This is a genomic window from Pseudomonas sp. A014, from assembly GCF_052378495.1.
Taxonomy (GTDB): domain Bacteria; phylum Pseudomonadota; class Gammaproteobacteria; order Pseudomonadales; family Pseudomonadaceae; genus Aquipseudomonas; species Aquipseudomonas machongensis.
Genome location: NZ_CP199001.1, coordinates 1,276,386 through 1,303,195, shown reverse-complemented (window position 1 = coordinate 1,303,195; position 26,810 = coordinate 1,276,386). Strand labels below are relative to the sequence as shown.

Genomic DNA, 26,810 nt, shown 5'->3' with positions numbered 1-26,810 from the left:
CGCGAGCGGCCCGGCACCGGCCGGCAAAGATGAAAGCCTCCCCCTCCAGCCTTCGTCTACCATTGAAACCCATCCCTCCCCGCCCCATCTAAGCACCATAGTCATTCACGCAGGTGCCCCATGAGCGACCAGCAGGATTTCCCGGAACACCCCGACGCACAGAGCGAAATCGAACACCTCGAGGCCAAGGCCGAGACCAGCCGCGCCCTTGCCCTGCCCGGCCAGCAACTGCCGGACAAGGTCTACGTGATCCCGATCCACAACCGCCCGTTCTTCCCCGCGCAAGTGCTGCCGGTGATTGTCAACGAGGAACCCTGGGCCGAAACCCTCGACCTGGTCGCCAAGACCGATCATCATTCCCTGGCCCTGTTCTTCATGGACACGCCGCCCGAAGACCACCGCCACTTCGACACCAAGGCGTTGCCGGAATACGGCACCCTGGTCAAGGTGCACCATGCCAGCCGCGAGAACGGCAAGCTGCAGTTCGTCGCCCAGGGCCTGACCCGCGTACGCATCCGCACCTGGCTCAAGCACCATCGACCACCCTACCTGGTCGAAGTCGAGTACCCGCACCAGCCCGCGCAGCCCACCGACGAGGTCAAGGCCTACGGCATGGCCCTGATCAATGCGATCAAGGAACTGCTGCCGCTCAATCCGCTGTACAGCGAAGAGCTGAAGAACTATCTCAACCGCTTCAGCCCCAACGACCCCTCGCCCCTCACCGACTTCGCCGCTGCCCTGACCTCTGCCACCGGCAACCAGTTGCAGGAAGTGCTCGACTGCGTCCCCATGCTCAAGCGCATGGAGAAGGTCCTGCCGATGCTGCGCAAGGAAGTCGAGGTTGCGCGGTTGCAGAACGAGATTTCCGCCGAAGTGAACCGGCAGATCGGCGAGCATCAGCGTGAGTTCTTTCTCAAGGAACAGCTCAAGGTCATCCAGCAGGAGCTGGGCCTGACCAAGGACGACCGCAGCGCCGACCTCGAACAGTTCGAACAGCGCCTGCAAGGCAAGACCCTGCCCGAGCAGGCTAAAAAGCGCATCGACGAGGAAATGGGCAAGCTGGCGATCCTCGAAACAGGCTCGCCGGAATACGCTGTGACCCGCAACTACCTCGAATGGGCCACCGCGTTGCCTTGGGGGGTATACGGCCAGGACAAGCTCGACCTCAAGCACGCACGCAAAGTGCTCGATCAGCACCACGCCGGGCTTGACGATATCAAGGAGCGCATCCTCGAGTTCCTCGCCGTCGGTGCCTGGAAAGGCGAGATCAGCGGCTCGATCGTACTGCTGGTCGGCCCGCCGGGCGTTGGCAAGACCAGCATCGGCAAATCCATCGCCGAATCCCTGGGGCGCCCCTTCTACCGCTTCAGTGTCGGCGGCATGCGCGACGAAGCCGAGATCAAGGGTCACCGCCGTACCTACATCGGCGCCCAACCCGGCAAACTGGTACAGGCACTGAAGGATGTCGAGGTGATGAACCCGGTGATCATGCTCGACGAGATCGACAAGATGGGCCAGAGCTACCAGGGCGACCCCGCCTCGGCACTGCTCGAAACCCTGGATCCGGAGCAGAACGTCGACTTCCTCGACCACTACCTGGACCTGCGTCTGGACCTGTCAAAGGTGCTGTTCGTCTGCACTGCCAACACCTTGGATTCGATCCCCGGCCCGCTGCTCGACCGCATGGAAGTGATTCGCCTGTCCGGCTATATCACCGAAGAGAAGCTGGCCATTGCCAAACGCCACCTGTGGCCCAAGCAGCTGGACAAGGCTGGCGTTGCCAAGACCAGCCTGAGCATCAGCGACAGCGCCCTGCGCCTGGTGATCGAAGGCTACGCCCGCGAGGCTGGCGTGCGTCAACTGGAGAAACAGCTCGGCAAGCTGGTGCGCAAGGCAGTGGTCAAGCTACTGGAGAACCCGGATGCCAAGCTCAAGATCGGCACCAAGGACCTCGAGGCAGCACTGGGCATGCCGGTGTTCCGCAGCGAGCAAGTACTGGCGGGCAAGGGCGTGATCACAGGCCTTGCCTGGACCAGCATGGGCGGCGCCACCCTGCCGATCGAGGCAACACGCATTCATACGCTCAACCGCGGCTTCAAGCTCACCGGCAAGCTGGGTGAGGTGATGAAGGAGTCCGCAGAAATCGCCTACAGCTACGTCAGCGCGAACCTCAAGCAATATGGCGGCGACCCAGGCTTCTTCAACGAAGCGTTCATCCACCTGCACGTACCCGAAGGCGCCACGCCCAAGGACGGTCCCAGCGCTGGCGTGACCATGGCCAGCGCCCTGCTGTCACTGGCGCGCGACCAGGTACCGAAAAAAGGCGTGGCGATGACGGGTGAACTGACGCTGACCGGGCAGGTGCTACCGATTGGCGGGGTACGCGAGAAGGTGATCGCCGCCAAGCGGCAGAAGATCTTCGAACTGATCCTGCCGGAGGCGAACCGTGGGGACTTCGAGGAACTGCCCGACTACCTGCGCGAAGGGCTGACGGTGCATTTCGCCAAGCGCTTTGCCGACGTGGCGAAAGTGTTGTTCTGATAAACACAGGGCTCTGAGGGGCCATCGCAGGGCAAGCCCGCGATGGCCCCTCAGAGCCCCACATACACAAGCGCATCGGTTATCCTCAGGCCATCGTCCGCCTCAGGAGCCACCATGACCCTCTCCCGCCTGCTGCTCCCCTTGAGTCTCAGCTTGCTCGCCGCCTGCGCGCAGCAACCGCGGCAAACCGTCGAGCTGGATGCCGACAGCGAATGTCCCAAGCGCCTGCAGGTCGGTCAGACTCTATCGCTGTCGCTGGCCAGCAACCCTTCCACCGGCTATCGCTGGACGCTCAAGGACCCAGCCTCAAGCGTGCTACGCAGCCTGGGCCCAGAGGTATACAGCACTCCGGAAGAGGCCGGTATCGTTGGCAGTGCAGGTCTTTCAAACTGGCGCTTCCAGGCCAAGGCCGAGGGTACTGCCACGCTTGCCCTGATCTACCAACAACCCTGGGCCCCTGAGGTCGCGCCCGTACAAACCTTCGAGTGCCAGATAACCGTGCGTTGAAACCTGGAGCGATGCGTGCGCTCAGACGGTCTCGAAGTTGCGGCGTACCTCCGCCAGGTAGACGGACAACGCCATGAGGGCATTGCCAAGCGTGCCCAATTCAGTCGCCTGTTGTGCAGCAGCCTGATGGCTCTGCCAAGTCGTCGTCAGCTTTTGGGCTTCCAGTACCCAGCGATCACGCCAACTGTCGACATTGCCAGCAGTGACCAGTTCGTCATGTTCTTGAACAGCCTGTTGCAACAAACTCTGCAACGACGACAATGCCTGTCGCTGTTCGGCAATCTGCCCTACACACGTCGCCCGGGCTGACACAAGATCCGAGAACTTGCGTCCTTCGCCTATGACATCCAGATTGGCCTCGAACTTCTTGACGGCTGCCTTCACCAGTTCAGGGCTCACCGTGGGGTTCTTGATGCTGCTCATCAACAGGTCCACTTCCTCCTCTGTCGGAATCATGCCCTTGATAGTACTGAACAGCGTTGGCACTTCGAACGTCTTGATGATCTGGTCCAGCTCGTTCTTTTGACGCTCCATGCCTGCAACCACTTCCAGCAGGTGGTCGACACTGGCTTGCATACGTTCCTTGGTCCCTGCCAGCTGTGAACGGCGCTCCTCCAATTCCGACAGGCGATAAACCTGTATTGCGCTGACTCGCTGGCCCAACACCTGCAACGACGCCTTCAATCGACCCCGCAGACGCACCAGCTCGTCTTCGATATCTTTCTTGATGCCTTGGTTCTGGCCATTTTGCGAACTCACGGCTGCGGCATTTATCTCCGACCAATTCTGGTGCGCAAGATTGAGCGTGGCACTCAATACCTGGTCTTTCATTTGAGCGTCGCACTCCCTGAGCAGCCTCAGCAAATCCGAGACGTTCTCCCGGATAGACGAGCTCAGATGTTTTGCCTGCATATTCACAAACTTGGAAATTTCACCTTGCATCAATCGCATTGCAGACACATCGGGGTACTTCACAAGCATCGGGCTGCTAATATCCATATCAATTCTCCTGATTAAAACTTTTCATGACGTCGTTAAAAATCAATGCCAACTCGTGCGAAATATTGCCAATCTTGTGCCACGGGCGGACCACACGATCGATCCGACGCGCAAATCGTTCCACGCTGACATTGGTATCGAGCAGGTCAAGTTCCTCACTCGAGACTTTTGTATGGTCACTCAAGGTGCGGATAACGTAACGCAGGTTCCAGGCGGCCGTATTGACCTCTTTGAGTCGGCTCTTGATGTCATTGAGCAGACCCGACAGTGTGGCCAGGTTCGCCAACTGCGGGGTAAACGATTGCATCTCCATCACCAGCGCTTCGCGACGTTCCAGCAGCTTCTGCTTATCTTGTTTCGCAGACTTTGCCTGATCACCGAACAGCGAATAGGTTAGCCCAACCCCCAGGGGCGAAAATGTCAGCCCAAACAGGGTATAGCCCGTGAAGCCGAGAATGATCGAAGACTGATACTCGATTTCCTGGTCCAATACTCGCAAGTTGTCTGCAAGCGCTGCTGCCCTCTCGCCGGCACCGGCAATGTCAAGCGTCGAATCCAGCCCTGCCAACTTTGGCAGCAAAATATCTTCGACATCCTTATAGAAGCGATCTGCACGCGTTTGAACCTGATCAATATCCCTCGACATCCTGTCGATCAGCTCTTTGATATCCTCGATCGCGCCGAGGATGGATTCAGCCTTAAGCGTACGTTCGTTTTCATCAAGCGGTACTGTCTCCAGTTGCTCCAACACCGCATCCTCGATATCGGAGAGACTATTGCCGTGCATACTGCGGATTTCACTCACGAGCAGCGCGCCTTCGGTGGCGAACGTCTGCGCGAAATTTTCCAGTTTCACGCTAAGGGCTTGAGTTTCGCGCTCTAATGGCTCCCACCCTTCGGCATGCTGGTTCAAGTCGGAGATAAAACTACTAACCCCCTCGCCATCCAGGCCCAGCTTCACGAAGTCGATCCACTCGCTGATTGGCTCCGATGCGCCCGGAAACGAATCCACGGCCTTGACGTAGCGTTTGATCACCAGCAGGTTTTCGCGGCTGAAGATCAACCCAGGTTGCTGGTCAGTCTTTATCGGATCGCTGATCGTCTCGATGTATTGCAGAGGTATCAGCTCTGCTTTCAGCTGCGGGTCGAGAGTTGCTAACGACTCATTCTCTAGCACTTCCATAGTGATCGTCCTTTGAGGGTCGGATGAGGTGCTCCGCCAGTACAGCGCAGAGCAAGCCTCACCATACGTCGCGCCCCACTCGTCTTCCGTGGCTCTAGACTTGGCTTGGTGACATCCAATTCGCTTCCACTTGGCAGAAATACAGCTCTTTCGAGTCACCACTTTCTTCCCAGACCCACCGATCACTGGCCGCACTCCCGGTATGCAGCACCGCATGGCTTGGCTAGAATGTCGCCTTTGTCTGTTCCCGAGCCCACTGTGAGCCAAGACCCCGACCGCCTTTTCGCCCAACCCCTGGAGCAGGTGCCCGACTTCGTCTTCAACGAGGACGTGGTGCGTGTGTTCCCGGACATGATCAAGCGCTCGGTACCCGGCTACCCGACCATTGTCGAGAACCTCGGCGTGCTCGCCGCACGCTTCGCTCAACCCCACACCGCGCTGTACGATCTTGGCGCCTCGCTGGGCGCCGTGACCCAGTCGCTGCGCCGCCATGTGCGCCACGACGGTTGCCGGGTGATCGCGGTGGACAACTCAGCAGCCATGGTCGAACGCTGCCGCCAGTACCTCACCGCACAGGACTCGATGTTCCAGGAACTGCTGCCAGTGCAGGTAATCGAAGCCGACATCCTTGCCCTGCCCTTCGAGCCCGCCTCGGTGGTGGCGATGAACTTCACCCTGCAATTCATTGCCCCTGAGCAGCGCCTGGCTCTGCTCGCACGCATTCACCAAGCCCTGCTGCCGGGTGGCGCGCTGATCCTGTCCGAGAAACTGCGCTTCGACGACGTACAGGAACAGGACCTGCTCAACGACCTGCACCTGGACTTCAAGCGTGCCAATGGCTACAGCGATCTGGAAATCGCCCAGAAGCGCAGCGCCATCGAGCACGTGATGAAGCCCGACACCCTGCAAGCCCACCAGGAGCGCCTCCACGCCGCCGGCTTCTCGAAAGTCGTACCCTGGTTCCAATGCCTCAATTTCGCCTCGCTGATAGCCCTGCCATGATCGATCTGTCTCCCCTCGTCCGCCGTCTGACGGGCACGCCACTGGCTTCCTGGTCCCTGGGGCTGCAAGCACAACTCGACACCAAGCTGGAGAAGGGCCATGGCGACCTCGAGCGCTGGCGCGGCGCCCTGGATGCGCTGCCTGACCTGACGCCCGAGAAAATCGACCTGGTCGACGGATTGCGTCTGGACAGCAATTGCGATGACGCCACCCGTGCTCAGGTGTACCAGGCGCTGATGGGGCTCTCGCCGTGGCGCAAGGGGCCGTTCGACCTGTTCGGTGTGCACGTGGACACCGAATGGCGCTCGGACTGGAAGTGGTCGCGTGTCGGTCCGCACCTGAACCTCAAGGGCAAACGCGTGCTTGATGTCGGCTGCGGCAACGGCTACTACCAGTGGCGCATGCTCGGCGCTGGTGCCGACATGGTGGTCGGTGTCGACCCGAACTGGCTGTTCTTCTGCCAGTTCCAGGCGGTGCAAAAATACCTGCCAGACCTGCCCGCCTGGCACCTGCCCTTCGCCCTGGAAGAACTGCCCGCCAACCTCGAAGGCTTCGACACCGTGTTCTCGATGGGCGTGTTCTATCACCGTCGATCCCCCATCGAGCATTTGCTGGCGCTCAAGGACTGCCTGGTCAAAGGCGGGGAGCTGGTGCTGGAAACCTTGGTGGTCGAGGGCGATGAGCAGCACGTGCTGGTGCCCGAGGACCGCTACGCACAGATGCGCAACGTCTGGTTCCTGCCGTCGGTACCCGCGCTGGAGCGCTGGCTGCGCCGCGCCGGCTTCAGCGATGTACGCTGCGTGGATGTAAGCGTCACCAGCGTCGAGGAGCAGCGCAGCACCGACTGGATGCGTTATCAGTCGCTGGCCGATTTCCTCGACCCGAACGACCACAGCAAGACCATCGAAGGCCTCCCGGCCCCCCGCCGCGCCACGCTCCTGGCGCGTAAATAAAAAAAGCGCCCCGAAGGGCGCCCAAGTTCACCAGCAGCGAGGAGCTGTCGCAGCGCCGGTGCCTGACTACCGCTAGTCCTTGGCTACCTCACGGGCCGTCTCCTGCGCCTGGCGCTCACGTTTGACCAGCACTTGCTGCCGGTCGCCGAACAGCCGCTCCTGCTCCTTGAGAAAGGTATCCACGAACTGCTGTGAACGCTCCGCGCCACCTTCGGCGAAAACGCTGGTGCTGCCCATCGCGAGGGTCGCCAGCAGCAGATATTTGATCAGGTTCATCGTGCTTGCCTCATGATCACCGTTCAGACAGCGCCATCCTAGCCAGCGGCAGCTAACGCCAAGGTGAGCCCGGCATTACAGTCTTGCAATGTGGTCCTGCGGGCGGTGTTTCCAAGCGAAGGGCCCCAAACAGGCAGCCAGATGACGCCCGCATTACAAATCGGTTATCTGCGCCGACAACGCATTCTCATGCCGTAACATCCTGCAGCTTGACCCTAAAGCCCCTACAGGCTTGAGAATCGCGCCCTTTCAACTCCACAGAGCCCACCATGCGCCTATTGATCATCGAGGACGAACCCCGTACCGCCGACTACCTGCAGCAGGGCCTACGCGAAAACGGCTACGTGGTCGATTGCGCATACACGGGCACCGACGGCCTGCACCTGGCGCGCCAGCACAGCTACGATCTGGTGATCCTCGACGTCAATCTGCCCGAGCTCGATGGCTGGGGCGTGCTACAGCGCCTGCGCGCCGAATCGTCGACTCGGATCATGATGCTCACCGCCCATGGTCGCCTGGCCGACCGGGTCAAGGGCCTGGACCTGGGCGCCGACGACTATCTGCTCAAGCCTTTCGAGTTTCCGGAACTGCTGGCGCGAATCCGCAGCCTGCTGCGGCGCAACGATCAGCATCTGCAACCAGACACCCTGAAGGTCGCCGATCTCGAACTCGATCCCGGCCGTCATCGCGCCTGGCGCGGCGGCCAGCGCATCGACCTGACCGCCAAGGAGTTCACCCTGCTGCATCTGCTGATGCGCCAGAGCGGCGAGGTGCTCTCACGCACGCAAATCATCTCGCTGGTGTGGGACATGAACTTCGACTGCGACACCAATGTGGTCGAGGTGTCGATCCGCCGTCTGCGGGCGAAGATCGACGACCCCTTCGAGCACAAGCTCATACACACCTTGCGCGGCGTGGGGTACGTGCTCGAGGCACGCGCGTGAAGGGCCGTACCCTGTCGCTGCGCCTCGGGCTTTCGGTCACCCTGATGGGCGCCGCGCTGGTACTGCTGCTGGCCTGCCTGGCAGTGTTTGCCCTCGACCACGAACTGGACAGCCGCGCCCGTCGCGACCTGGCGCGCAAGATGCTGCAAGTCGAGCACAACCTGCGGGTGGATCTGCGCAGCGACGACCTCGGCGCCCGCGCTCATCCCCTGCTCGACCTGGTGATGGGGCACGACAACCTCAGTCTCAATGTGCTGGCGATCAATGGACGGCACCCGTCGCTGCTGAGCCTGGGCCCGGCACTGGAGGCGCAGGCGTTGCGCCAGCTACCCGCGGGGCAGCAGCCAAGCTTCACGCAATGGCGTGACAGCGACGGGCGGCAGATCCTCACCGTCACCCAGTTGATGCGCCTGCGCGACGACCAGCCGGTGCGAGTCATGATGTCGCTGGACCGCGCCGACGACAATGCGCTGCTCCAGGCCTACCTGAACTCGACCTTGCTGGCGCTGCCGATACTCTTGCTGCTGATCGGCATCGGTGCCTGGAAACTGGTGCAGCGTGGGCTCGCCCCCCTGCGCCGATTCCGCCGTATCGCCGGGCAGATCTGCGCGCACGACCTGGCGCATCGACTGCCGACCAGTGGCCTGCCCCAGGAACTCGCGGAGCTGGCCGGCAGCATCAACATCATGCTCGATCGCCTCGACCAGGGTGTTCGCCAGCTGTCGCAGTTCTCCGACGACCTGGCCCACGAACTGCGCACCCCCATCGGCAACCTGATGGGCAAGGCCCAGGTCACCTTGTCCCGCGAGCGCGACGGCAACCGCTACCGCGAGGCGCTGGAGGACAGCGTCGAGGAGCTCACCCGCCTGAACCGCATCATCAATGACATGCTGTTCCTGGCCCAGGTCAGCCAACCCCAGGCACTGGCCATGCTCAAGCCACTGTCCCTGGCCGATGAAACCGCACGGGTGATGGAGCTGTTCGACTTCAGCGCCGAACTGAAAGGAATCGAGCTACGGGCACACGGCTGGGGCACGGCCTTGGCCGACCGATTGATGTTCCAGCGAGCGCTGTCGAATCTGCTGAGCAATGCCATCCGCCATAGCCCACAGGGCCAGGTGATCGAACTGGGGATCGAGCGGCGCCAGGACCAGGTCTGGTTGTGGGTGCAGAACCAGGGCGCGGGGATTGACGAGGCGCACCTGGCGCATCTGTTCGAGCGCTTCTACCGGGCCGGCTGTGGTCGCTCGCGTCTGGAGGGTGGTACAGGGCTGGGGCTGGCGATCGTGAAATCGATCATGCAACTGCATGGAGGCCGGGTCGAGGTCAGCAGCGCAGCGCAAGGACCGACTCGGTTCAGCCTGGTGTTTCAGGCCGAGTGATGGCGGCGGCTTCGCGAGCAAGCCCGCGAGACCGCCCCAATATCAACGCGAAGCCGCCACGATCAAGGCCTTCATTTCTGCCACCGCCGCCTTGAAGCCGACGAACAGTGCATGGGCCACCAGGGCATGGCCGATGTTCAGCTCATTGATCCCCTTGATCGCCGCCACTGCTTCGACGTTATGGTAGTGCAGGCCATGCCCGGCATTGACGATCAGCCCCTGCCCCACGCCAAAGGCCACGCCGTCGACGATACGCTTGAGCTCCTCGGCTACCTCGGTCGGGGTCTGTGCATCGGCATAGCGACCAGTATGCAACTCGATGGCCGGCGCGCCCACGCGACGCGACGCGTCGATCTGCCGTTCGTCGGCATCGATGAACAGCGACACCTCGGCGCCGGTGCGCGCCAGGCGCTCCACTGCAGCCTTGATCCGCGCCTCCTGGCCTGCCACGTCCAGGCCACCTTCGGTGGTCAGCTCCTGGCGGGTCTCGGGCACCAGGCAGATGTGTGCCGGACGGATCTTCTCGGCGAAAAGCATCATCTCTTCGGTGACGCCCATCTCGAAGTTCATGCGCGTTTGCAGCACGTCCTTGAGCAGCAGCACATCACGCTCCTGGATGTGCCGGCGGTCTTCGCGCAAATGCACGGTAATACCGTCGGCACCCGCTTCCTCGGCGTCCAGCGCGGCCTTGACCGGGTCCGGATAGCGGGTGCCCCGGGCCTGGCGCAGAGTGGCCACGTGATCGATGTTGACGCCGAGAAGCATGCGGTTGCTGTGAGTCACGAAAGGCTCTCCTGAAGATTGAGCCCCACAGCATACGACGTGCTCAACGCTTGCGAAACAGTTCCCGGCTGACCAGTGGCTTGGGCCCCAGGTGGACGGCCAGCGCCTGACGCATCAGGCGCTTGGCCGCAAGCAGCGCGCCCGGGGCATCCCAGTCGGCATCGGCCAGGGCCAACAGCTCCGTACCACTGAACAGCCCAGGCTGAAACAGCTCGACCCGCTCCAGCCCCGCGTCCACCTGGAGCCGATAGCGCCCCTCAGCGACGACCGCATCATCGTTCACGTCGTGGGTCAGCGAGAAGGCATAGCCCAGCTCGTCCAGCAGACGCCATTCGAAGGCCCGCAGCAGCGGCTCCAGCGGGCGGCCGGCAGCCAGCGCCTCGAGGGTCAGGGTGTAATGCTCGAACAGAGCAGGAAACGGCGCTTCGGCAGGGAGCAGGCGCATCAGCAACTCGTTGAGATACAGACCGCTGAACAGCGCGTCGCCGTGCAGCCACCCGGCAAGGCCGACCGTATCCAACCGACCGACGTTCTTCAACTCGCCCCGCCCGCGTAACTCGACTTCCAGCGGCACGAAAGGGCGCACCGGGCTACCGCCCTTGCCCCGCGCGCGCCGCAACACCGCCCGCACACGGCCTTGGGCGGTAAAGAAGTCCACCAACGCGCTGGTTTCCTTGTAGGCGCGGCTGTGCAGGACGTAGGCGGGTTGCGGGGTGGGTTGGTCCATGGATATCTCAGGTGGCAAACATGACTGTGGGAGCGGGTTTACCTGCGAATGCATCAGTGAATCCACTATCGCATTCGCGGGTAAACCCGCTCCCACAGGTTGGGGCAGATTCGCGGTTGACGCTACAGGTCGCCGTAACCCAGCGAACGCAGGGCGCGTTCGTCATCGGACCAGCCGCCCTTGACCTTGACCCAGAGGTTGAGCATGACCTTGGAGTCGAACAACACCTCCATGTCCTTGCGGGCCTCGGAACCAATGCGTTTGATACGCTCGCCCTTGTCGCCGATGATGATCTTCTTCTGGCCGTCACGCTCGACCAGGATCAGGGCGTGGATGTGCAGGACATGCCCCTGCTGTTTGAATTCTTCGATCTCGACGGTGATCTGGTACGGCAGCTCGGCGCCGAGCTGGCGCATGATTTTCTCGCGTACCAGTTCGGCTGCCAGGAAGCGGCTGCTGCGGTCGGTGATCTGGTCTTCCGGGAAGAAGTGGTCGTTTTCCGGCAGGTGCTTGGCGATCTGGGCTTCCAGGGCGTCCAGATTGTGCCCCTGCTGAGCCGAGATCGGCATCACTTCGGCGTTCGGCAGTTGCTCCTGCAACCACTGCAGATGCGGGATCAACTCGGCCTTCTCTTCCATGCGGTCGGTCTTGTTGACCGCGATGATGAGCGGGCCGGTGACGTACTGCACACGCTCGAGCACCAACTGGTCCTCGTCGGTCCAGCGAGTGCGGTCGACCACGAAGATCACCACGTCGACATCCTTGAGCGCTGCCGAGGCGTTGCGGTTCATGTAGCGGTTCAAGGCCTTGTCGTTGGCCTTGTGCATACCGGGGGTGTCGACGTAGATCGCCTGCACATCACCTTCGGTCTTGATGCCGAGCATGTTGTGACGGGTGGTCTGCGGCTTGCGCGAAGTGATCGCCAGCTTCTGCCCGAGGATGTGGTTGAGCAGCGTGGACTTGCCCACGTTGGGGCGGCCGACGATGGCCACGTAACCGCAGCGGGTCGGATTGTTCTCAGTCATTGCCATTCTCCACGCCCAAGGCGATCAGTGCAGCGGCAGCGGCGACCTGCTCGGCGATACGCCGGCTCACGCCCTGACCACGGCTCTTGTTGTTCAGCAGCACCACTTCGCATTCGACGAAGAAGGTGCGGCAATGAGGTTCGCCCTGGATATCCACCACTTCGTAGCGCGGCAGTTCGCAGGCACGCGACTGCAGATACTCCTGCAGACGGGTCTTGGGGTCTTTGTTGGTGTCGACCAGCGTCAACCCATCGAACTCGCCGGCCAGCCAGGCGAGAATGCGCTCGCGGGCGGTCTGCATGTCGGCGTCCAGATAGATCGCCCCGATCAGCGCTTCGAGTGCATCGGCAAGAATGGATTCACGGCGAAAACCACCGCTCTTGAGTTCGCCCGAGCCCAGGCGCAGATAGTCGCCCAGGTCGAAGCCGCGGGCCAGGCGGGCCAGGGTCTCACCCTTGACCAGCCGTGCGCGCAGGCGCGACAACTGGCCTTCGCGAGCCTGGGGGAAGCGCTCGAACAGCGCCTCGCCCGCCACGAAGTTGAGAATCGCATCACCGAGAAATTCCAGGCGCTCGTTGTTGCGCCCGGCATAACTGCGATGCGTGAGTGCCAGGAGCATCTGATCCTGGTTCTTGAAGGTATAGCCGAGCTTGCGCTCCAGGCGTTCGAGGGAAGCGCTCATGCAGCCACCCCTTCGTTGTTAAACGCGTTCAAATCAACATCCTGAAAGACTGTTTGGCTGTGTCACGCCGTCGTGCAGCGGCGAATTTACCCATCCCTGAGAACACAGCCTATGTCAGAAATGCATTCGGCGCTGTCTGTTGACAGCGCCGAAGGGTATCAATGGATCAGGCCGACCCGCGACAGGTTGGGGAGGTGGCTGAGCTTGGGCTCGGGCCAGCTCATCCAGACTGCGAAGGCCTTGCCGACGATGTTGCGGTCCGGGACCATGCCCTGCAGCTCGCGCGGGATGCTCGGATCGTCCCAGTAGCGGCTGTCGTTGGAGTTGTCGCGGTTGTCGCCCATCATGAAGTAATGCCCGGCAGGCACGGTCCACTGCTGGTCCGGCGGCATGCGGTAGCGGCTCATCTCCTTGCGGATCAGGTGCTCGGCTTCGCCCAGCTTCTCCTTGTACAGCTCGGCACTGCCCAACGATCCGGCTTCGGTGCCCACCAGTTGCTCGGCGACCAGTTGGTCGTTGACGTACAGGTGCTTCTCGTTGGTGTAGCGGATCCGGTCGCCCGGCAGGCCAACCACACGCTTGATGTAGTTGACGTTCGGGTCACTCGGGTAGCGGAACACCATGACGTCCCCGCGCTGCGGGTCACCGACCTCGATGACCTTCTTGTCGATCACCGGCAGGCGGATGCCGTAGGAGAACTTGTTCACCAGGATGAAGTCGCCCACTTCCAGGGTCGGCTTCATGGATCCCGACGGGATCTGGAAGGGTTCGACCAGGAACGAGCGCAGCACCAGCACGATGAACAACACCGGGAAGAACGACTTGCCGTACTCGACCAGCAACGGCTCCTTGTTCAGGCGTTCGACCACCGCAACTTCGGGCTGGCTGACGCTACCCTGGTAGTTGGCGATCGCCGCTCGCCGGCGCGGAGCCAGGAACAGCAGATCGATCAGACCCAACAGACCGCAGACAGCAACGGCGATGACTAGCAACAGCGGGAAATTTAGCGACATAGGACCTAGCTATCCAACCTGAGCACAGCGAGGAAGGCTTCCTGTGGGATCTCCACGTTGCCCACCTGCTTCATGCGTTTCTTACCGGCCTTCTGCTTCTCCAGCAGTTTCTTCTTACGGCTGACGTCACCGCCATAGCACTTAGCCAGTACGTTCTTTCTGAGCGCCTTGACAGTGGTCCGCGCAATGATCTGGCCGCCGATAGCTGCCTGGATCGCCACGTCGAACATCTGCCGAGGAATCAGTTCCTTCATCTTCTCGGTCAACGCACGACCTTTGTAGGCCGCGTTGTCACGATGCACGATCAATGCCAGGGCATCGACCTTGTCGCCGTTGATCAGCACGTCCAGCTTGACCAGGTTGGCCGACTGGTAGCGATCGAAATGATAGTCCAGCGAGGCGTAGCCGCGGCTGGTGGATTTGAGACGGTCGAAGAAGTCCAGCACCACTTCGTTCATCGGCATGTCGTAGCGCACCTGCACCTGGCTGCCGAGGAACTGCATGTCACGCTGAACGCCACGCTTCTCGATGCACAGGGTGATGACGTTGCCCAGGTGCTCCTGCGGCACGAGGATGGTCGCGGTGACGATCGGCTCGCGGAAATCGGCGACCGCCGAGACATCCGGCAGCTTCGACGGGTTGTCGACGACGATGGTTTCGCCGGTCTTGAGCTCCAGCTCGTAGATCACGCTTGGTGCCGTGGTGATCAGGTCCAGGTCGTATTCGCGCTCCAGGCGCTCCTGGATGATCTCCATGTGCAGCATGCCGAGGAAGCCGCAACGGAAGCCGAAGCCCAGTGCATCGGAGCTTTCCGGCATGTACTGCAGCGACGAGTCGTTGAGCGTCAGCTTCTGCAGGGCGTCGCGGAAGTCCTCGAAATCGTCGGAACTGACCGGGAACAGGCCGGCGTACACCTGCGGCTGGATCTTCTTGAAGCCTGGCAGCACTTCGACCTCAGGGGTCGAGGACAGCGTCAGGGTGTCGCCGACCGGCGCGCCATGAATGTCCTTGATGCTGGCGATGATGAAGCCCACTTCACCGGCCTTGAGATCGGCGGTGGCGGTGTGTTTCGGGGTGAAGACGCCGACGCTGTCGACCAGGTGCACCTTGCCGGTGGACTTGACCAGGATCTTGTCGCCCTTCTTGACCCGGCCCTGACGCACGCGTACCAGCGACACGACGCCCAGGTAGTTGTCGAACCAGGAGTCGATGATCAGCGCCTGCAAGGGTGCGTCGATCTCGCCTTCCGGCGCGGGGATAGTCTGTACCAGGCGCTCGAGCACCTCGTCCACGCCCATGCCGCTCTTGGCACTGCAGGCCACGGCGTCGGTGGCGTCGATGCCGATGATCTTCTCGATCTCGTCCTTGACGCGGTCCGGATCGGCCTGGGGCAGGTCCATCTTGTTCAGTACCGGCATGACCTCGAGGCCCTGCTCGATGGCGGTGTAGCAGTTGGCGACCGATTGCGCCTCGACGCCCTGGCCGGCATCGACCACCAGCAGCGCGCCCTCGCACGCCGCCAGCGAACGCGAGACTTCATAGGTGAAGTCGACGTGGCCTGGGGTATCGATGAAGTTCAACTGGTAGGTTTTGCCGTCCTGCGCCTTGTAATGCAGGGTGACACTGTGGGCCTTGATGGTGATACCGCGTTCACGCTCGAGGTCCATGGAGTCGAGGACCTGGGCTTCCATTTCGCGCGCCGTCAGGCCACCGCACATCTGGATGAAACGGTCGGCCAGCGTCGACTTGCCATGGTCGATGTGGGCGATGATGGAGAAATTGCGGATATGACTCAAATCACTCACGGGTCAACACTCGAAAAGGCTGCGAGCCGGACGCCCGCGGAAAAATAGCCGGGAATTGTACCTCAAGCCGGAGGGATATGGGAGATTCCTCTATCGCCACGCACACCTGCAAATGCGACATGAATTTGCTCGGCTCGCTGATGTTCCCACAGAAAATCATGACACGCTCATGAAAAAGGGCAGCCGAAGCTGCCCTTTCCTACCCTTCACTCAGCCTATTCAGCCAACTTGAAGGTGATGAAGCTGGCGCGCCCTTGTCGCAGCACACGCATCGATACCGAACGATTCTTCGGCAGGTCCTTGGCGATCTCGGTAAATTGCTTGGCCGAGCTGATCGCCTGGTTGTTCAGATGGCTGATAACGTCGCCCGGACGCAGGCCAATAAGGGCAGCCGGGCCATCCTGAACCTCCTTGATGACCACGCCGCCCTTGAGCTCGAGCGACTTCTTCTGCTCGTCGCTGAGGTCGGCGACGGAGACGCCCAGGCGGTTGCTGTTGCGCTCCACGCCGGCCTGACCACCGGTGCCAATGTCGGCATCGTCTTCAGGGAGTGCGCCGACAGTGATGTCCAGGGTCTGGCGCTTGCCTTCGCGAATGATTTCGAGCTTGGCTTTCTGGCCATCCTTGAGACCGCCGACCAGGTGTGGCAGGTCTGCGGACATGATGATCGGCTGGCCGTTCATGCTCAGGATCACGTCACCGACCTGCAGGCCGCCCTTGGCCGCAGGACCGTTTTCCAGCACCTGGGCCACCAGGGCGCCGGCAGGCTTGTCGAGCCCGAAGGATTCAGCCAGGTCCTTGTTCACTTCCTGGATCACCACGCCGAGCCAGCCGCGACTGACCTTGCCGTCTTTCTTCAACTGGTTCGAGACATCGATCGCCACGTCGATCGGGATGGCGAACGACAGACCCATGAAACCGCCGGAGCGGGTGAAGATCTGCGAGTTGATACCTACGACCTCGCCCTTCATGTTGAACAGCGGGCCGCCGGAGTTACCCGGGTTGATCGCGACGTCGGTCTGGATGAACGGCACATAGGTGTCGTTGGGCAAGGTGCGCCCCTTGGCGCTGACGATACCTTTGGTCACCGAATGATCGAAGCCGAACGGCGAGCCAATGGCCAGCACCCACTCACCGACCTTCAGCTTCTCGGAATCGCCCAGTTTGACGGTCGGCAGATTCTTGCCATCGACCTTGAGCAGCGCCACGTCGGTGCGCGGGTCGGTGCCGACCAGCTTGGCCTGCAACTCGCTGCGGTCGGACAGGCGGACGATGATTTCGTCGGCGTCGGCAACTACATGGTTGTTGGTCAGGACATAGCCATCACTGGAGATGATGAAGCCCGAGCCCAAGGACTGCGCTTCACGCTGGCGGTCGCCGCCACGCGGGGAACGCGGCTGCTGCGGCATGTTGCGCTCGAAAAACTCGCGGAACATCGGCGGCAGGCCTTCCAGATCGGGCATCTGCCCAGCGGCCACGCGACGGTCCGGCAGCTTTTGCTTGGTACTGATGTTGACCACTGCCGGCGAGGCCTGCTCGACCAGGGTGGTGAAATCCGGCAGGGCTTCTTCGGCCTGGGCGGTGAGCACCTGGCCGAGCATCAGCACGGCGGCGAACATCGATAGGTAGGTTTTCAAGCGTGGTATTGACATACGGCTCCCGTCACAACGAGCGTAGTTAGCAGAAGGGCCCCTGCAGATGCAGGAAAGGCCAGACTCCAGGGAGTCTGACCTATAGGAAATTTACCAGTTGATTGCAAATGACAATGCTTTAATTTCATGTCAGCTGCATGCCTGGCAGCTTGTAGGAAGGGTCTGCGACGGTCATTGCCGTGCCTGGACATCCTGGGCGCGCATCGACAGCGCCACGCGCTCGGCAGTGCCCAGCGGAATCTCTCCGACCACGGTCACCATGACCTTGCCCTTGGGCGTGTTCAGATGCCGCGAAACAGCGACAGTCGGCCCCAGTTGCGCACGGGTGTCGGTACCGGCGTCTTCCTTGATCGGCTCGAGAAAGACCGAAAAACGTGCCAGCCCATCGTCGTACATCAGACTGCTGACGGTACTGTTGCGTTCCGGATCACGGCGAATAGCACTGTTGACCAACTCGAACCCCGGCGGCAGCCAGTCGGAACGCCAGCCAGCGACTGTTTCGGATTTGGTCGCCGCAAGACGTTCCACCGGCTTGCACGCGGCACTGGCCTGCAGGTCGCGATCGGTCGGCACATCATCGGTGTCCAGGCGGGTCATCTGGAAGCGCTCGAGCAACTGCCCCTTGTCGTTGAGCATCAACGAACGCAGCGGCAGGCCGGTCTGGCGATCCAGGTGAAGCTCAAAGGCGTAGCGGTGCTGGTCGCGTGGCGTGAGCGTGACGATCACCGCGTCGCGCCCGGCGATTCGGGCCTTGCCAGCCACACCCAGGTCGTACCAGCTCATCAGCTTCAAAGGATCTAGTAAACGCGGGGCGGAATCGGGCGGTGTACCGACCCCGCTGACCAGGGAACCACTGACGCACTGCACCTTGCCATTGACCCGCACGATTTCCTGGGCGGTGCCATCAAGCTGCAACAGCCGCTCGCTGACCTTGCCGTCCTGGACTCGATGCCAGATATCGTGGGAAGAAAAACTGCCGTTACGTTCGTAGACGAAAGAACCCTGGTAACTCTGCCCTTGCTCGGCCTGTGCCAGCTTGTTAAGCCACTCGCTCGCCTCGGGCGAAGAGTTGGCCGCCAATACCGGCACCGTCATGCAACTGCCGAGCAGCAGCGACAGAAGAGGTAGCGCGCGCATGAGCCTCCTTACTTAGCGATTTTCCAGGCTGGCGGCGCGGGCATAAGGCAGAGCGGTTTCGGTGCCCTTCAGCGCAGACTCCTGAGCGTGCTGGCGCAGATAACCTGGCAGACGCTGATCCCAGCCAGCCTGATTCTGCAGCACACCGTTGGCCATCGGACCGGTCGGTTGCTCACTGCTTTCACTATAGCCTGCCAGAACGGCTGGGCCCTGAGCCTGTGGCACGGTGATGCCCTGCTGCACAGGCTGCTGCGAAGCGAGTTGCGCACCGTTGATCTCGTCCTGGTTGTACAGGCGTACGCCTGCCAGCACAGCGACGGTCACCGAGGCGGCAACGGCCAGGCGGCCAATGCTGCGCCACGGGCCACGCTTGGCCTTGACCGGTACAGCTTCATCGGCCAGCGCAGCCGAAACGGCCGAGGCGATGTCGAGCTTGGGCAGCAGCAGTTCCTTGTGCATGGCTGCGCGAGCGACCTGGTAACGCGACCAGGTGGCACGGGTCTCGGCATCATCGACCGCGTTCAGCACGCGACGTAATTCCAGTTCGTCCGCTTCGTTATCCATTACCGCGGACAGCGATTCCTGCAAAGCTTCACGACTCATGGCGGTTCCTCTCTTGGCTGTCGCCGCTGTCTCAGGTTTCCTGCAACAGGGGTTGCAGGGCTTTGTCTATGGCCTCCCGAGCGCGGAAGATTCGAGAGCGCACGGTACCCACTGGACATTGCATGACACTCGCAATGTCTTCGTAACTCAGTCCGTCGAACTCGCGCAGGGTCAGTGCCGTGCGCAGGTCTTCGGGCAGTTGCTGGATGGTGCGATGGACAGTGCCTTCGATTTCATCCCGCAACAACGAGCGCTCTGGGGACTCGAGATCCTTGAGACCATGATCGCCGTCGTAGAACTCCGCATCCTCGGAGCTCACATCGCTGTCTGGCGGCCGTCTTCCACGGGACACCAGGTAATTCTTCGCCGTGTTGATGGCGATGCGGTACAGCCACGTGTAGAACGCACTGTCACCGCGGAAGTTGCCAAGCGCACGATAGGCCTTGATGAACGCTTCCTGTGCCACGTCCTGCGCTTCATGGGTGTCGTGTACAAAACGCACGATCAACCCGAGAATCTTGTGCTGATACTTCAGCACCAACAGATCGAACGCTCGCCTGTCACCGCGCTGCACGCGCTCGACAAGCTGCTGATCCTCTTCCTGGGTTAGCATGAACACTCCTCAGTGAACTCAAAGGAGCGTTGCGACAGCCATCGTTCAGGCTTGCAACCATAGACTCGGGCTTTGCGCAAAAGTTCTCCCCTCCAAGCAAGTTTCCTGCGGCCTCTGGTCGGCTCGCACGAAAAAGACACAGCGCGGTCGCAGCCGGCTGCGTCGATAATCGGTGTTTCGAATACACAGGTTTCAGCCCGGGTAGAGCTGCTGTCCTGCGTCGCCTCGGCAATCGTGGCAGACGGGCAGCCTTCTTGAGATTTGCAGGGGTGCTGGAAAGTTCCCACAAAGTCGCCGCGCCCGCGCAACCGCCATTGGAAATCCGACGCCGGGGGCTGCTATAAAGGCAGCCCGGCACTTTTCCAATAGTTTCACAATGCCATATACGCATGCCTATTGTGCCGCTCCCCTTCCCTAGTTACTAGTGTCCCGACATGAGCCAACAATTCCAACATGATGTCCTGGTGATCGGCAGTGGCGCCGCCGGTCTCAGCCTGGCACTGAACCTTCCCAGCCACCTGCGCGTTGCCGTGCTGAGCAAGGGCGACCTCGCCAATGGCTCTACCTTCTGGGCCCAGGGCGGTGTCGCCGCAGTACTGGACGACACCGACACGGTGCAGTCGCACGTCGAGGACACGCTCAATGCAGGCGCAGGCCTGTGCCATGAAGACGCCGTGCGCTTCACCGTCGAGCACAGCCGCGAAGCCATCGAGTGGCTGATCGAGCAGGGCGTGCCTTTCACGCGCGACGAACACCACGGCGTCGACGACGGAGGCTTCGAGTTCCACCTAACCCGTGAAGGCGGTCACAGCCACCGCCGCATCATCCATGCCGCCGATGCCACGGGCGCCGCGATATTCACCACCCTTCTGGAACAGGCACGCCAGCGCCCGAACATCGACCTGCTCGAACAGCGTGTGGCCGTGGACCTGATCACCGAGCGGCGCCTGGGCCTGCCCGGCGACCGCTGCCTGGGCGCCTACGTGCTCGACCGCAACAGCGGCGAGGTAGACACCTTCGGCGCGCGCTTCACGGTATTGGCGACTGGCGGTGCAGCCAAGGTCTATCTCTACACCAGCAACCCCGACGGCGCCTGCGGTGATGGCATTGCCATGGCCTGGCGCGCTGGCTGTCGGGTGGCGAATCTTGAGTTCAACCAGTTCCACCCCACCTGCCTGTACCACCCGCAAGCCAAGAGCTTCCTGATCACCGAGGCCCTGCGCGGCGAAGGCGCACTGCTGCGCCTGCCCAACGGCGAGCGTTTCATGCCGCGCTTCGACCCACGTGAAGAGTTGGCGCCACGGGATATCGTCGCCCGCGCCATCGACCATGAAATGAAGCGCCTGGGCGTGGACTGCGTGTACCTGGATATCACCCACAAACCTGTCGAGTTCATCAAGAGCCACTTCCCCACGGTCTACGAACGATGCCTGACCTTCGGCATCGACATCACGCGCCAGCCAATCCCCGTGGTACCGGCGGCCCACTACACGTGCGGCGGCGTGATGGTCGATGAGCGCGGGCACACCGACGTGCCGGGCCTGTATGCCATCGGCGAAACCAGTTTCACCGGCCTGCACGGGGCCAACCGCATGGCCAGCAACTCGCTATTGGAGTGCTTCGTCTACGGACGTGCGGCGGCAGCGGACATCGAGGCGCACCTGGACGAAGTCAGCAGACCGCAGGCCCTGCCTTGTTGGGATGCCAGCCAGGTCACCGATTCGGATGAGGACGTGATCATCGCGCACAACTGGGACGAACTGCGGCGATTCATGTGGGACTACGTGGGCATCGTGCGCACCAGCAAGCGCCTGCAGCGCGCCGAGCACCGGGTGCGTCTGCTGCTCGACGAAATCGACGAGTTCTACAGCAACTACAAGGTCAGCCGCGACCTGATCGAGCTGCGCAACCTGGCGCAGGTGGCCGAGCTGATGATTCGCTCGGCGATGCAGCGCAAGGAAAGCCGTGGGCTGCACTACACCCTGGATTATCCGGGGATGCTGGATGAGGCCAGGGATACGGTACTCAGCCCGACCTGAGCCTGGCGCCGACCTTTTCGCCTTTGGCGACTTGCCCGCGAGGAGGTCGGCAACTCTCACCTCACTCTGGCGCCATCACCCACCGGCGCCGGCTGAACTTCAAGCGCACACGAAGCCGCCGGTGTTCATCCGCCGTCAGCGTATCCCTTGGAATGCACTGACTCTGGGCAACCCGCCGCCCGTCGCGCACGAAGCGCAACACCACTATCCGCGGCAGAGCGACGCTGTCACGACACAACCTTATCCGCTCCCAGCCACAGGCACGGCTGAACGCCTGCCAGCCACGCGCATCACGGCGCAAGCCAGTCACGGCATCGGGATGAGTCAGAAGGATACGGCGGGGAATCACCCAACAGGCATGGGCGAGGCAGCCAATCAGTGCACAAGCTGCCAACCACCAGGGCAACTCGACTGACCACAGGGTGGCGAGCGCCAGCGCCTGCCCGCAAAGATAGGCCGTCAGCAGCAGGCGCGAGCCTTGCCAACGGCACTCGAAGCACTCACTTGGGCTGGACACGGTCCAGGATGATGCGGACCATGCGCTGCAGCTCAGGGTCTTCGGATTCGTTACGCTCCATGAACCAGCCGAACATGTCCTGGTCCTCGCAGGTCAACAGGCGGCGGTACAGTTCGCGATCCGCTTCGCTCAGGTTCGGGTAGACCTCTTGAGTGAAGGGGACGAGCAGCACGTCCAGCTCCAGCATGCCGCGGCGGCTGTGCCAGAAAAGCCGGTTGAGTTCAGTTTGTTCGACCATGGGGCCCTCCTCGAATGGTCGCGCAGTATACCGCGCTGCAACCGCAGCGGCACGAGGCATTGGTCTAGTCACCTACCTATTTTGTTACTGGCGTTCTATGATGGCCGCCAGTCTTTATAGCTACCGCGATGACCCATGGCCGACTCCGCTTTCTTCTGTCCCCTGTCCCACGAGGGCATCCTCGCTGTCCGCGGCTCCGACGCCGGAAAATTCCTGCAAGGCCAGCTGACCTGCAACCTCGACTACCTGAATCTGCAGCACGCCAGTCTCGGCGCGCGCTGCATGGTCAAAGGCCGCATGCAATCCAGCTTCCGCATCCTGCCCGAGGGCAATGGCTACCTCCTTGCCATGGCCAGCGAACTGCTCGAGGCGCAACTGGCGGACCTGAAGAAGTACGCGGTCTTTTCCAAGGCCACGCTGACCGACGAAAGTACCGCCTGGGTGCGCTTCGGCTTGCAGCAGGGCGATGCCGCGCTGCAGGCGCTGGGGCTTGAAACACCGCAGGCAGCCGGCGCCACGGTGCGTCATGAAGGGCTTTTGGCCATCGCCGTCTCGCCCGCTCGCGTCGAATTGTGGGTGCCCGCCGAACAGGCCGCCAACGTGCGCGAAACCCTCGCCGCCGCGCTGCCCGAAGGCACCCTGGATGCCTGGCTGCTGGGCCAGATCCGCGCCGGCATCGGCCAGGTCATGGGCCCGACCCGTGAACTGTTCATCCCGCAGATGATCAACCTGCAGGCCGTCGACGGCGTGAGCTTCAAGAAGGGCTGCTATACCGGCCAGGAAATCGTCGCGCGCATGCAGTACCTGGGCAAGCTCAAGCGTCGCCAGTATCGCCTCTCGCTGCCCGTGGACGAAGCGCCCGCACCAGGCGCAGAAATCTTCTCGCCCACCCACGGCTCGTCTGTCGGCGAGGTAGTCATCTCGGCACCCGCCGAGCAAGGTGTCGAACTGCTGGCAGTGCTCAGCGCCGACTCGGTGGAAGATGACAACCTGCACCTGGGCAGCCTCGAAGGGCCGCGCCTGACCCTGCTCGACCTGCCTTACGAACTGGACCGCGACCGGGAAATCCAGCGCTGACCAGCCCGCCCCGCCGCTGCGGCGGGGCAGCCCCACCACTGCGGTAGAGAAGTCCATGAACAAGCTGGCCGAGATGGTTCAAGCGCAGTTGCTCGCTGCCATCGACAACGACGACCTGGTCCTGCCCACGCTGCCAGAGGTTGCCCTGAGCATCCGCGAAGCCGCCGAAGACAGCGAAATCAGCGTGGCCGCCTTGAGCCGCGTGATCGGTCGCGATGCCGCGCTCTCGGCGCGCCTGATCAAGGTGGTCAACAGCCCGCTGCTGCGCGCACTGGTGGAGGTCACCGACCTGCACACCGCGATCACGCGCCTGGGCGTCAACTACAGCTGCAACCTGGCCATCGGCCTGGTGATCGAACAGATCTTCCATGCCCGCTCGGCGGCGGTGGAGCACAAGTTGCGCGATATCTGGGAAAACAGCCTGGAAGTAGCGGGCATCAGTTACGAAATATGCAGGCGCTACACCCACCTCAAACCCGATCAGGCCACCCTGGGTGGGCTCGTGCACCAGATCGGCGCCCTGCCGGTGCTGATCTACGCCGAAGAGCACAACGAGCTGCTGTCCGACCCCGTGTGCCTGCACTATGTCATCGAGCAGATTCAACCGGTGCTGGGCGACAAGATCCTCAGCGCCTGGGAGTTTCCAGAGCAACTGGTCAACCTGCCCAGCCAGGTCCAGAACCTGGAGCGCGAGACCGACAAGATCGACTACATCGGCATCGTCCAGATCGCTCGCTCGCTCAGCCTGCGCGGGCGCGGCCAGCCCTTGACCAGCCTCCCCGCCTACAAGCTGCTGCGCCTGCCGGAGGGCAAGGAGCTGGACCTGATGGAACTGGTCGAGGCGCGGGACATGTTGCGCTGAATGCCGCGGGTGCGGCGGTCAATCCGCGATGAAACTCACCCGCACCTTCAAACCGCCGTTGTCGCCATCATGCAGGCTGATCTGCGCCAGATGCGCACGACAAATTTCGCCGACGATCGCCAACCCCAGCCCACTGCCCTGGGCACTGCGCCGGTAGAAGCGCTCGAACACACGCTCGCGATCATCCAGTGGAATCCCCGGGCCATCGTCCTCGACCTCCAGTACGGCGGGGGCCAGCACCCGCAGAATCACGTTGCCGCCCATCGGCGTATGGGCCAGTGCATTGTCCACCAGGTTGCTGAGCAGCTCGTTGAGCAAGGTCGGTTCTCCCTTGAGCCACACCGGCGCCTCGGCTTCCAGCGCCAGGGCAACACCACGGGCATGGGCCAGCGGTGCCATCGCCATGCCCAGTTCGCGGGCCAGCTGGCTGAGGTCCAGGCGCTTTGCACCGCCTTCGGCGATCGCCCGCGCGCCATTTTCCACCCGGGCCAGCGACAGCAGCTGGTTGGCCAGGTGGGTAAGGCGATCAGTACCCTGGGCCGCGGACTCCAAGGTCTGGCGCCACTCCTCGGGCTCCCGCGAGCGCAAGCCCAACTCCACCCGCGCCTTGAGCGCCGCCAGCGGTGTGCGCAACTCGTGGGCGGCATCGGCGATGAACTGCGCCTGGCGCTCGAACTGCCCACGCAGCCGCTCGGTGAAATGGTTCAAGGCCCGCACCAGCGGCCCCAGCTCATGCTGTACCTGCACCACCGGCAGGGCCCTCAGGTCGTCGGGCTGACGGGCTTCCACCGCCGTGCGCAGGCGCTCCAGCGGACGCAGCGCAGCACTGACTGCAAACCACACCATCACCAGCGCACCCAGCGCAAGCATGCCCAGGCGCAGCAAGGTATCGGCCATCAGCCCACGCGCCATGCTCACCCGCGCCTCTTCGGTCTCGGCCACGCGGATCTCGGCCATGCCGTTCATGTTCGGCTCGCTGACAGCCTTGAGCAGGCTCACCACGCGCACGTCCTGCCCCAGGTAGGTGGCGTTGTAGAAGCGCGCCAGTGCCGGATAGTCGTCGGTGCGCGGCGTGCCAGGCGGCGGCGGCGGCAGCTTCTCGTAACCGGAAATCAACTTCTGGTGGATATCCAGCACCTGGTAGTAGATGCGTCCGGCGCTGTCGTAGGCAAAGGTGTCCAGCGCGACGTAGGGCACATCGGCGCTGAGCGTGCCATCACGCTGGGAAAGGCCGGCGGCAATGGTCCGCGCCGAGGCCAGCAGCGTGCGGTCATAGGCGGTGTCGGCGGCCTCGCGGCCATTCCAGTATGCGCTCAGGCCACTGGCCAACATCAGCACCACGAGCAACAGCGCCAGGTTGCCGAGCAGGCGCGCGCGCAGGCTGCCGTTGTCACGCATCACGATGCTCGAGCAGGTAGCCCAGACCGCGGAAGGTGACGATGGCCACCGGATGGCCATCGAGCTTCTTGCGCAGACGATGGATGTAGATCTCGATGGCATCGGGGCTGGCTTCTTCGTCCAGGCCAAACACCTGGGCGGCCAATTGCTCCTTGCTCATCACCCGCCCGGGACGGGCGATCAGCGCCTCGAGCACGCTCTGTTCCCGCGAGGTCAAGGTCAGCGGCTCGTCACCCAGCGCAAAGCGCCGCGTGTCCAGGTCGTACACCAGGGGCCCGCAACGCTGCTGACGTTCGCCACCGAGCACGCTACGGCGCAGCAGGGCCTTGACCCGCGCCTCAAGCTCGGTGAGCTCGAAAGGCTTGGCCAGGTAGTCGTCGGCCCCAAGGTTCAGGCCGTGCACGCGGTCCTTGACGTCGCTGCGCGCGGTGAGCATCAGCACCGGCAGGGTCTTGCCCCGCGAGCGCAGGCGCGCCAGCACCTCGAAGCCGTCCATGCGCGGCAGGCCGACATCCAGCACGGCGACAGCATAGTCCTCGCTGGCCAGGGCCAGGTCGGCGGCGACGCCGTCATGCAGCACATCCACGGTCAAGCCCTGGCTCTTGAGGGCCTGGGCCACGCTTTCAGCCAACGGCAGATGGTCTTCGACCAGCAGCACACGCATCGGATTCTCCCTGCTCGGGTTGGGCGGTGGCGCGGAGTGTAACGCCGTCGTGGGGACTGTGAAGCCCTTGTGACAAACCTTTCGCGCTGAAAGGTTAGCGAAAGGTTCGCCACCTAGCATCGCACCACGGTCGCTCCACGCGCCGAAAAAAGCACCAGCAAGGTGCAACGAATAAGAACAATAAAACG

At 62.4% G+C, this 26,810-nt stretch carries 26 protein-coding genes; 9 read left to right on the top strand and 17 right to left on the bottom strand.

The window, feature by feature from the left end; all coding sequences use genetic code 11:
* Positions 1-120 precede the first annotated feature (120 nt).
* Positions 121-2,541, top strand: a complete 2,421-nt coding sequence (gene lon, locus ACTYOL_RS06235) for an endopeptidase La (RefSeq protein WP_444757676.1) — start codon at positions 121-123, stop codon at positions 2,539-2,541.
* Positions 2,542-2,655: 114 nt separating this feature from the next.
* A complete protein-coding gene (locus tag ACTYOL_RS06230; RefSeq protein ID WP_054891823.1) occupies positions 2,656-3,048 on the top strand; it encodes a protease inhibitor I42 family protein in 393 nt (130 codons plus the stop codon).
* 21 nt (positions 3,049-3,069) lie between these two features.
* Here ACTYOL_RS06230 and ACTYOL_RS06225 read toward each other — a convergent pair whose 3' ends face one another.
* Positions 3,070-4,047, bottom strand: coding sequence for an alpha-xenorhabdolysin family binary toxin subunit B (locus ACTYOL_RS06225; RefSeq protein ID WP_444757675.1), 978 nt, complete (start codon positions 4,045-4,047; stop codon positions 3,070-3,072).
* 1 nt (position 4,048) lies between these two features.
* Positions 4,049-5,230, bottom strand: a complete 1,182-nt coding sequence (locus ACTYOL_RS06220) for an alpha-xenorhabdolysin family binary toxin subunit A (RefSeq protein WP_444757674.1) — start codon at positions 5,228-5,230, stop codon at positions 4,049-4,051.
* 258 nt (positions 5,231-5,488) lie between these two features.
* Here ACTYOL_RS06220 and cmoA point away from each other — a divergent pair, with 258 nt between their 5' ends.
* Both cmoA and cmoB read left to right on the top strand, forming a co-directional pair.
* Complete coding sequence (gene cmoA, locus ACTYOL_RS06215) at positions 5,489-6,232, top strand: carboxy-S-adenosyl-L-methionine synthase CmoA (protein WP_153773993.1); 744 nt, start codon at positions 5,489-5,491, stop codon at positions 6,230-6,232.
* Positions 6,229-7,185, top strand: coding sequence for a tRNA 5-methoxyuridine(34)/uridine 5-oxyacetic acid(34) synthase CmoB (gene cmoB / locus ACTYOL_RS06210; protein ID WP_197893211.1), 957 nt, complete (start codon positions 6,229-6,231; stop codon positions 7,183-7,185). The genes cmoA and cmoB overlap by 4 nt, the downstream gene beginning before the upstream one ends.
* Before the next feature lie 72 nt (positions 7,186-7,257).
* Here cmoB and ACTYOL_RS06205 read toward each other — a convergent pair whose 3' ends face one another.
* A complete protein-coding gene (locus ACTYOL_RS06205; RefSeq protein ID WP_054891828.1) occupies positions 7,258-7,461 on the bottom strand; it encodes a hypothetical protein in 204 nt (67 codons plus the stop codon).
* A 269-nt stretch (positions 7,462-7,730) separates the two neighbouring features.
* Between ACTYOL_RS06205 and ACTYOL_RS06200 the strand changes: the two genes are divergently transcribed.
* Both ACTYOL_RS06200 and ACTYOL_RS06195 read left to right on the top strand, forming a co-directional pair.
* Positions 7,731-8,405: a heavy metal response regulator transcription factor gene (locus tag ACTYOL_RS06200; protein ID WP_151925358.1), complete on the top strand. Its 675-nt coding sequence runs from the start codon at positions 7,731-7,733 to the stop codon at positions 8,403-8,405.
* Positions 8,402-9,787: a heavy metal sensor histidine kinase gene (locus ACTYOL_RS06195; RefSeq protein ID WP_444757673.1), complete on the top strand. Its 1,386-nt coding sequence runs from the start codon at positions 8,402-8,404 to the stop codon at positions 9,785-9,787. The genes ACTYOL_RS06200 and ACTYOL_RS06195 overlap by 4 nt, the downstream gene beginning before the upstream one ends.
* Before the next feature lie 42 nt (positions 9,788-9,829).
* Here ACTYOL_RS06195 and pdxJ read toward each other — a convergent pair whose 3' ends face one another.
* The 10 genes from pdxJ to rpoE form a co-directional block, all read right to left on the bottom strand.
* Positions 9,830-10,552: a pyridoxine 5'-phosphate synthase gene (gene pdxJ / locus ACTYOL_RS06190; RefSeq protein ID WP_444758130.1), complete on the bottom strand. Its 723-nt coding sequence runs from the start codon at positions 10,550-10,552 to the stop codon at positions 9,830-9,832.
* 61 nt (positions 10,553-10,613) lie between these two features.
* On the bottom strand, positions 10,614-11,297 hold the full coding sequence (gene recO / locus ACTYOL_RS06185) for a DNA repair protein RecO (RefSeq protein ID WP_054891832.1): 684 nt from the start codon (positions 11,295-11,297) through the stop codon (positions 10,614-10,616).
* A 122-nt stretch (positions 11,298-11,419) separates the two neighbouring features.
* A complete protein-coding gene (gene era / locus ACTYOL_RS06180) occupies positions 11,420-12,322 on the bottom strand; it encodes a GTPase Era (RefSeq protein WP_054891833.1) in 903 nt (300 codons plus the stop codon).
* A complete protein-coding gene (gene rnc, locus ACTYOL_RS06175) occupies positions 12,315-13,004 on the bottom strand; it encodes a ribonuclease III (protein ID WP_054891834.1) in 690 nt (229 codons plus the stop codon). Before rnc ends, era begins: the two co-directional genes overlap by 8 nt.
* Before the next feature lie 158 nt (positions 13,005-13,162).
* A complete protein-coding gene (gene lepB / locus ACTYOL_RS06170; protein WP_444757672.1) occupies positions 13,163-14,017 on the bottom strand; it encodes a signal peptidase I in 855 nt (284 codons plus the stop codon).
* A 5-nt stretch (positions 14,018-14,022) separates the two neighbouring features.
* The gene (lepA, locus tag ACTYOL_RS06165; RefSeq protein WP_054891836.1) at positions 14,023-15,822 is read right to left on the bottom strand and encodes a translation elongation factor 4; all 1,800 of its coding nucleotides are present in this window, start codon (positions 15,820-15,822) and stop codon (positions 14,023-14,025) included.
* Positions 15,823-16,037: 215 nt separating this feature from the next.
* On the bottom strand, positions 16,038-17,441 hold the full coding sequence (locus tag ACTYOL_RS06160) for a DegQ family serine endoprotease (RefSeq protein ID WP_371264425.1): 1,404 nt from the start codon (positions 17,439-17,441) through the stop codon (positions 16,038-16,040).
* Between the two features lie 204 nt (positions 17,442-17,645).
* Positions 17,646-18,611 (bottom strand): MucB/RseB C-terminal domain-containing protein, encoded by a 966-nt coding sequence (locus ACTYOL_RS06155; protein ID WP_444757671.1) that lies wholly within the window; start codon positions 18,609-18,611, stop codon positions 17,646-17,648.
* 12 nt (positions 18,612-18,623) lie between these two features.
* Positions 18,624-19,214: a sigma-E factor negative regulatory protein gene (locus tag ACTYOL_RS06150; RefSeq protein WP_125930590.1), complete on the bottom strand. Its 591-nt coding sequence runs from the start codon at positions 19,212-19,214 to the stop codon at positions 18,624-18,626.
* A 31-nt stretch (positions 19,215-19,245) separates the two neighbouring features.
* Positions 19,246-19,827 carry an RNA polymerase sigma factor RpoE gene (gene rpoE, locus ACTYOL_RS06145; protein ID WP_003252049.1) on the bottom strand — a complete coding sequence of 194 codons (582 nt, stop codon included), beginning with the start codon at positions 19,825-19,827 and terminating at the stop codon, positions 19,246-19,248.
* Positions 19,828-20,261: 434 nt separating this feature from the next.
* Here rpoE and nadB point away from each other — a divergent pair, with 434 nt between their 5' ends.
* Complete coding sequence (gene nadB, locus ACTYOL_RS06140; RefSeq protein WP_197893204.1) at positions 20,262-21,866, top strand: L-aspartate oxidase; 1,605 nt, start codon at positions 20,262-20,264, stop codon at positions 21,864-21,866.
* Positions 21,867-21,927: 61 nt separating this feature from the next.
* Here the strand turns inward: nadB and ACTYOL_RS06135 are convergent, their stop codons facing one another.
* Both ACTYOL_RS06135 and ACTYOL_RS06130 read right to left on the bottom strand, forming a co-directional pair.
* A complete protein-coding gene (locus ACTYOL_RS06135) occupies positions 21,928-22,383 on the bottom strand; it encodes a protein YgfX (RefSeq protein WP_197893202.1) in 456 nt (151 codons plus the stop codon).
* Positions 22,367-22,621, bottom strand: coding sequence for an FAD assembly factor SdhE (locus ACTYOL_RS06130; protein ID WP_054891841.1), 255 nt, complete (start codon positions 22,619-22,621; stop codon positions 22,367-22,369). The genes ACTYOL_RS06135 and ACTYOL_RS06130 overlap by 17 nt, the downstream gene beginning before the upstream one ends.
* 135 nt (positions 22,622-22,756) lie before the next feature.
* Here ACTYOL_RS06130 and ygfZ point away from each other — a divergent pair, with 135 nt between their 5' ends.
* Together ygfZ and ACTYOL_RS06120 are read left to right on the top strand one after the other, a co-directional pair.
* Positions 22,757-23,698, top strand: coding sequence for a CAF17-like 4Fe-4S cluster assembly/insertion protein YgfZ (gene ygfZ, locus ACTYOL_RS06125; protein ID WP_200603179.1), 942 nt, complete (start codon positions 22,757-22,759; stop codon positions 23,696-23,698).
* Positions 23,699-23,753: 55 nt separating this feature from the next.
* Positions 23,754-24,560: an HDOD domain-containing protein gene (locus ACTYOL_RS06120; protein WP_054891843.1), complete on the top strand. Its 807-nt coding sequence runs from the start codon at positions 23,754-23,756 to the stop codon at positions 24,558-24,560.
* A gap of 18 nt (positions 24,561-24,578) precedes the next feature.
* Here the strand turns inward: ACTYOL_RS06120 and ACTYOL_RS06115 are convergent, their stop codons facing one another.
* Both ACTYOL_RS06115 and ACTYOL_RS06110 read right to left on the bottom strand, forming a co-directional pair.
* Entirely contained in the window at positions 24,579-25,958 is a 1,380-nt protein-coding gene (locus tag ACTYOL_RS06115) for a sensor histidine kinase (protein ID WP_054891844.1), read from the bottom strand.
* Positions 25,951-26,622, bottom strand: coding sequence for a response regulator (locus tag ACTYOL_RS06110; protein WP_054891845.1), 672 nt, complete (start codon positions 26,620-26,622; stop codon positions 25,951-25,953). The genes ACTYOL_RS06115 and ACTYOL_RS06110 overlap by 8 nt, the downstream gene beginning before the upstream one ends.
* Between the last annotated feature and the right edge of the window lie 188 nt (positions 26,623-26,810).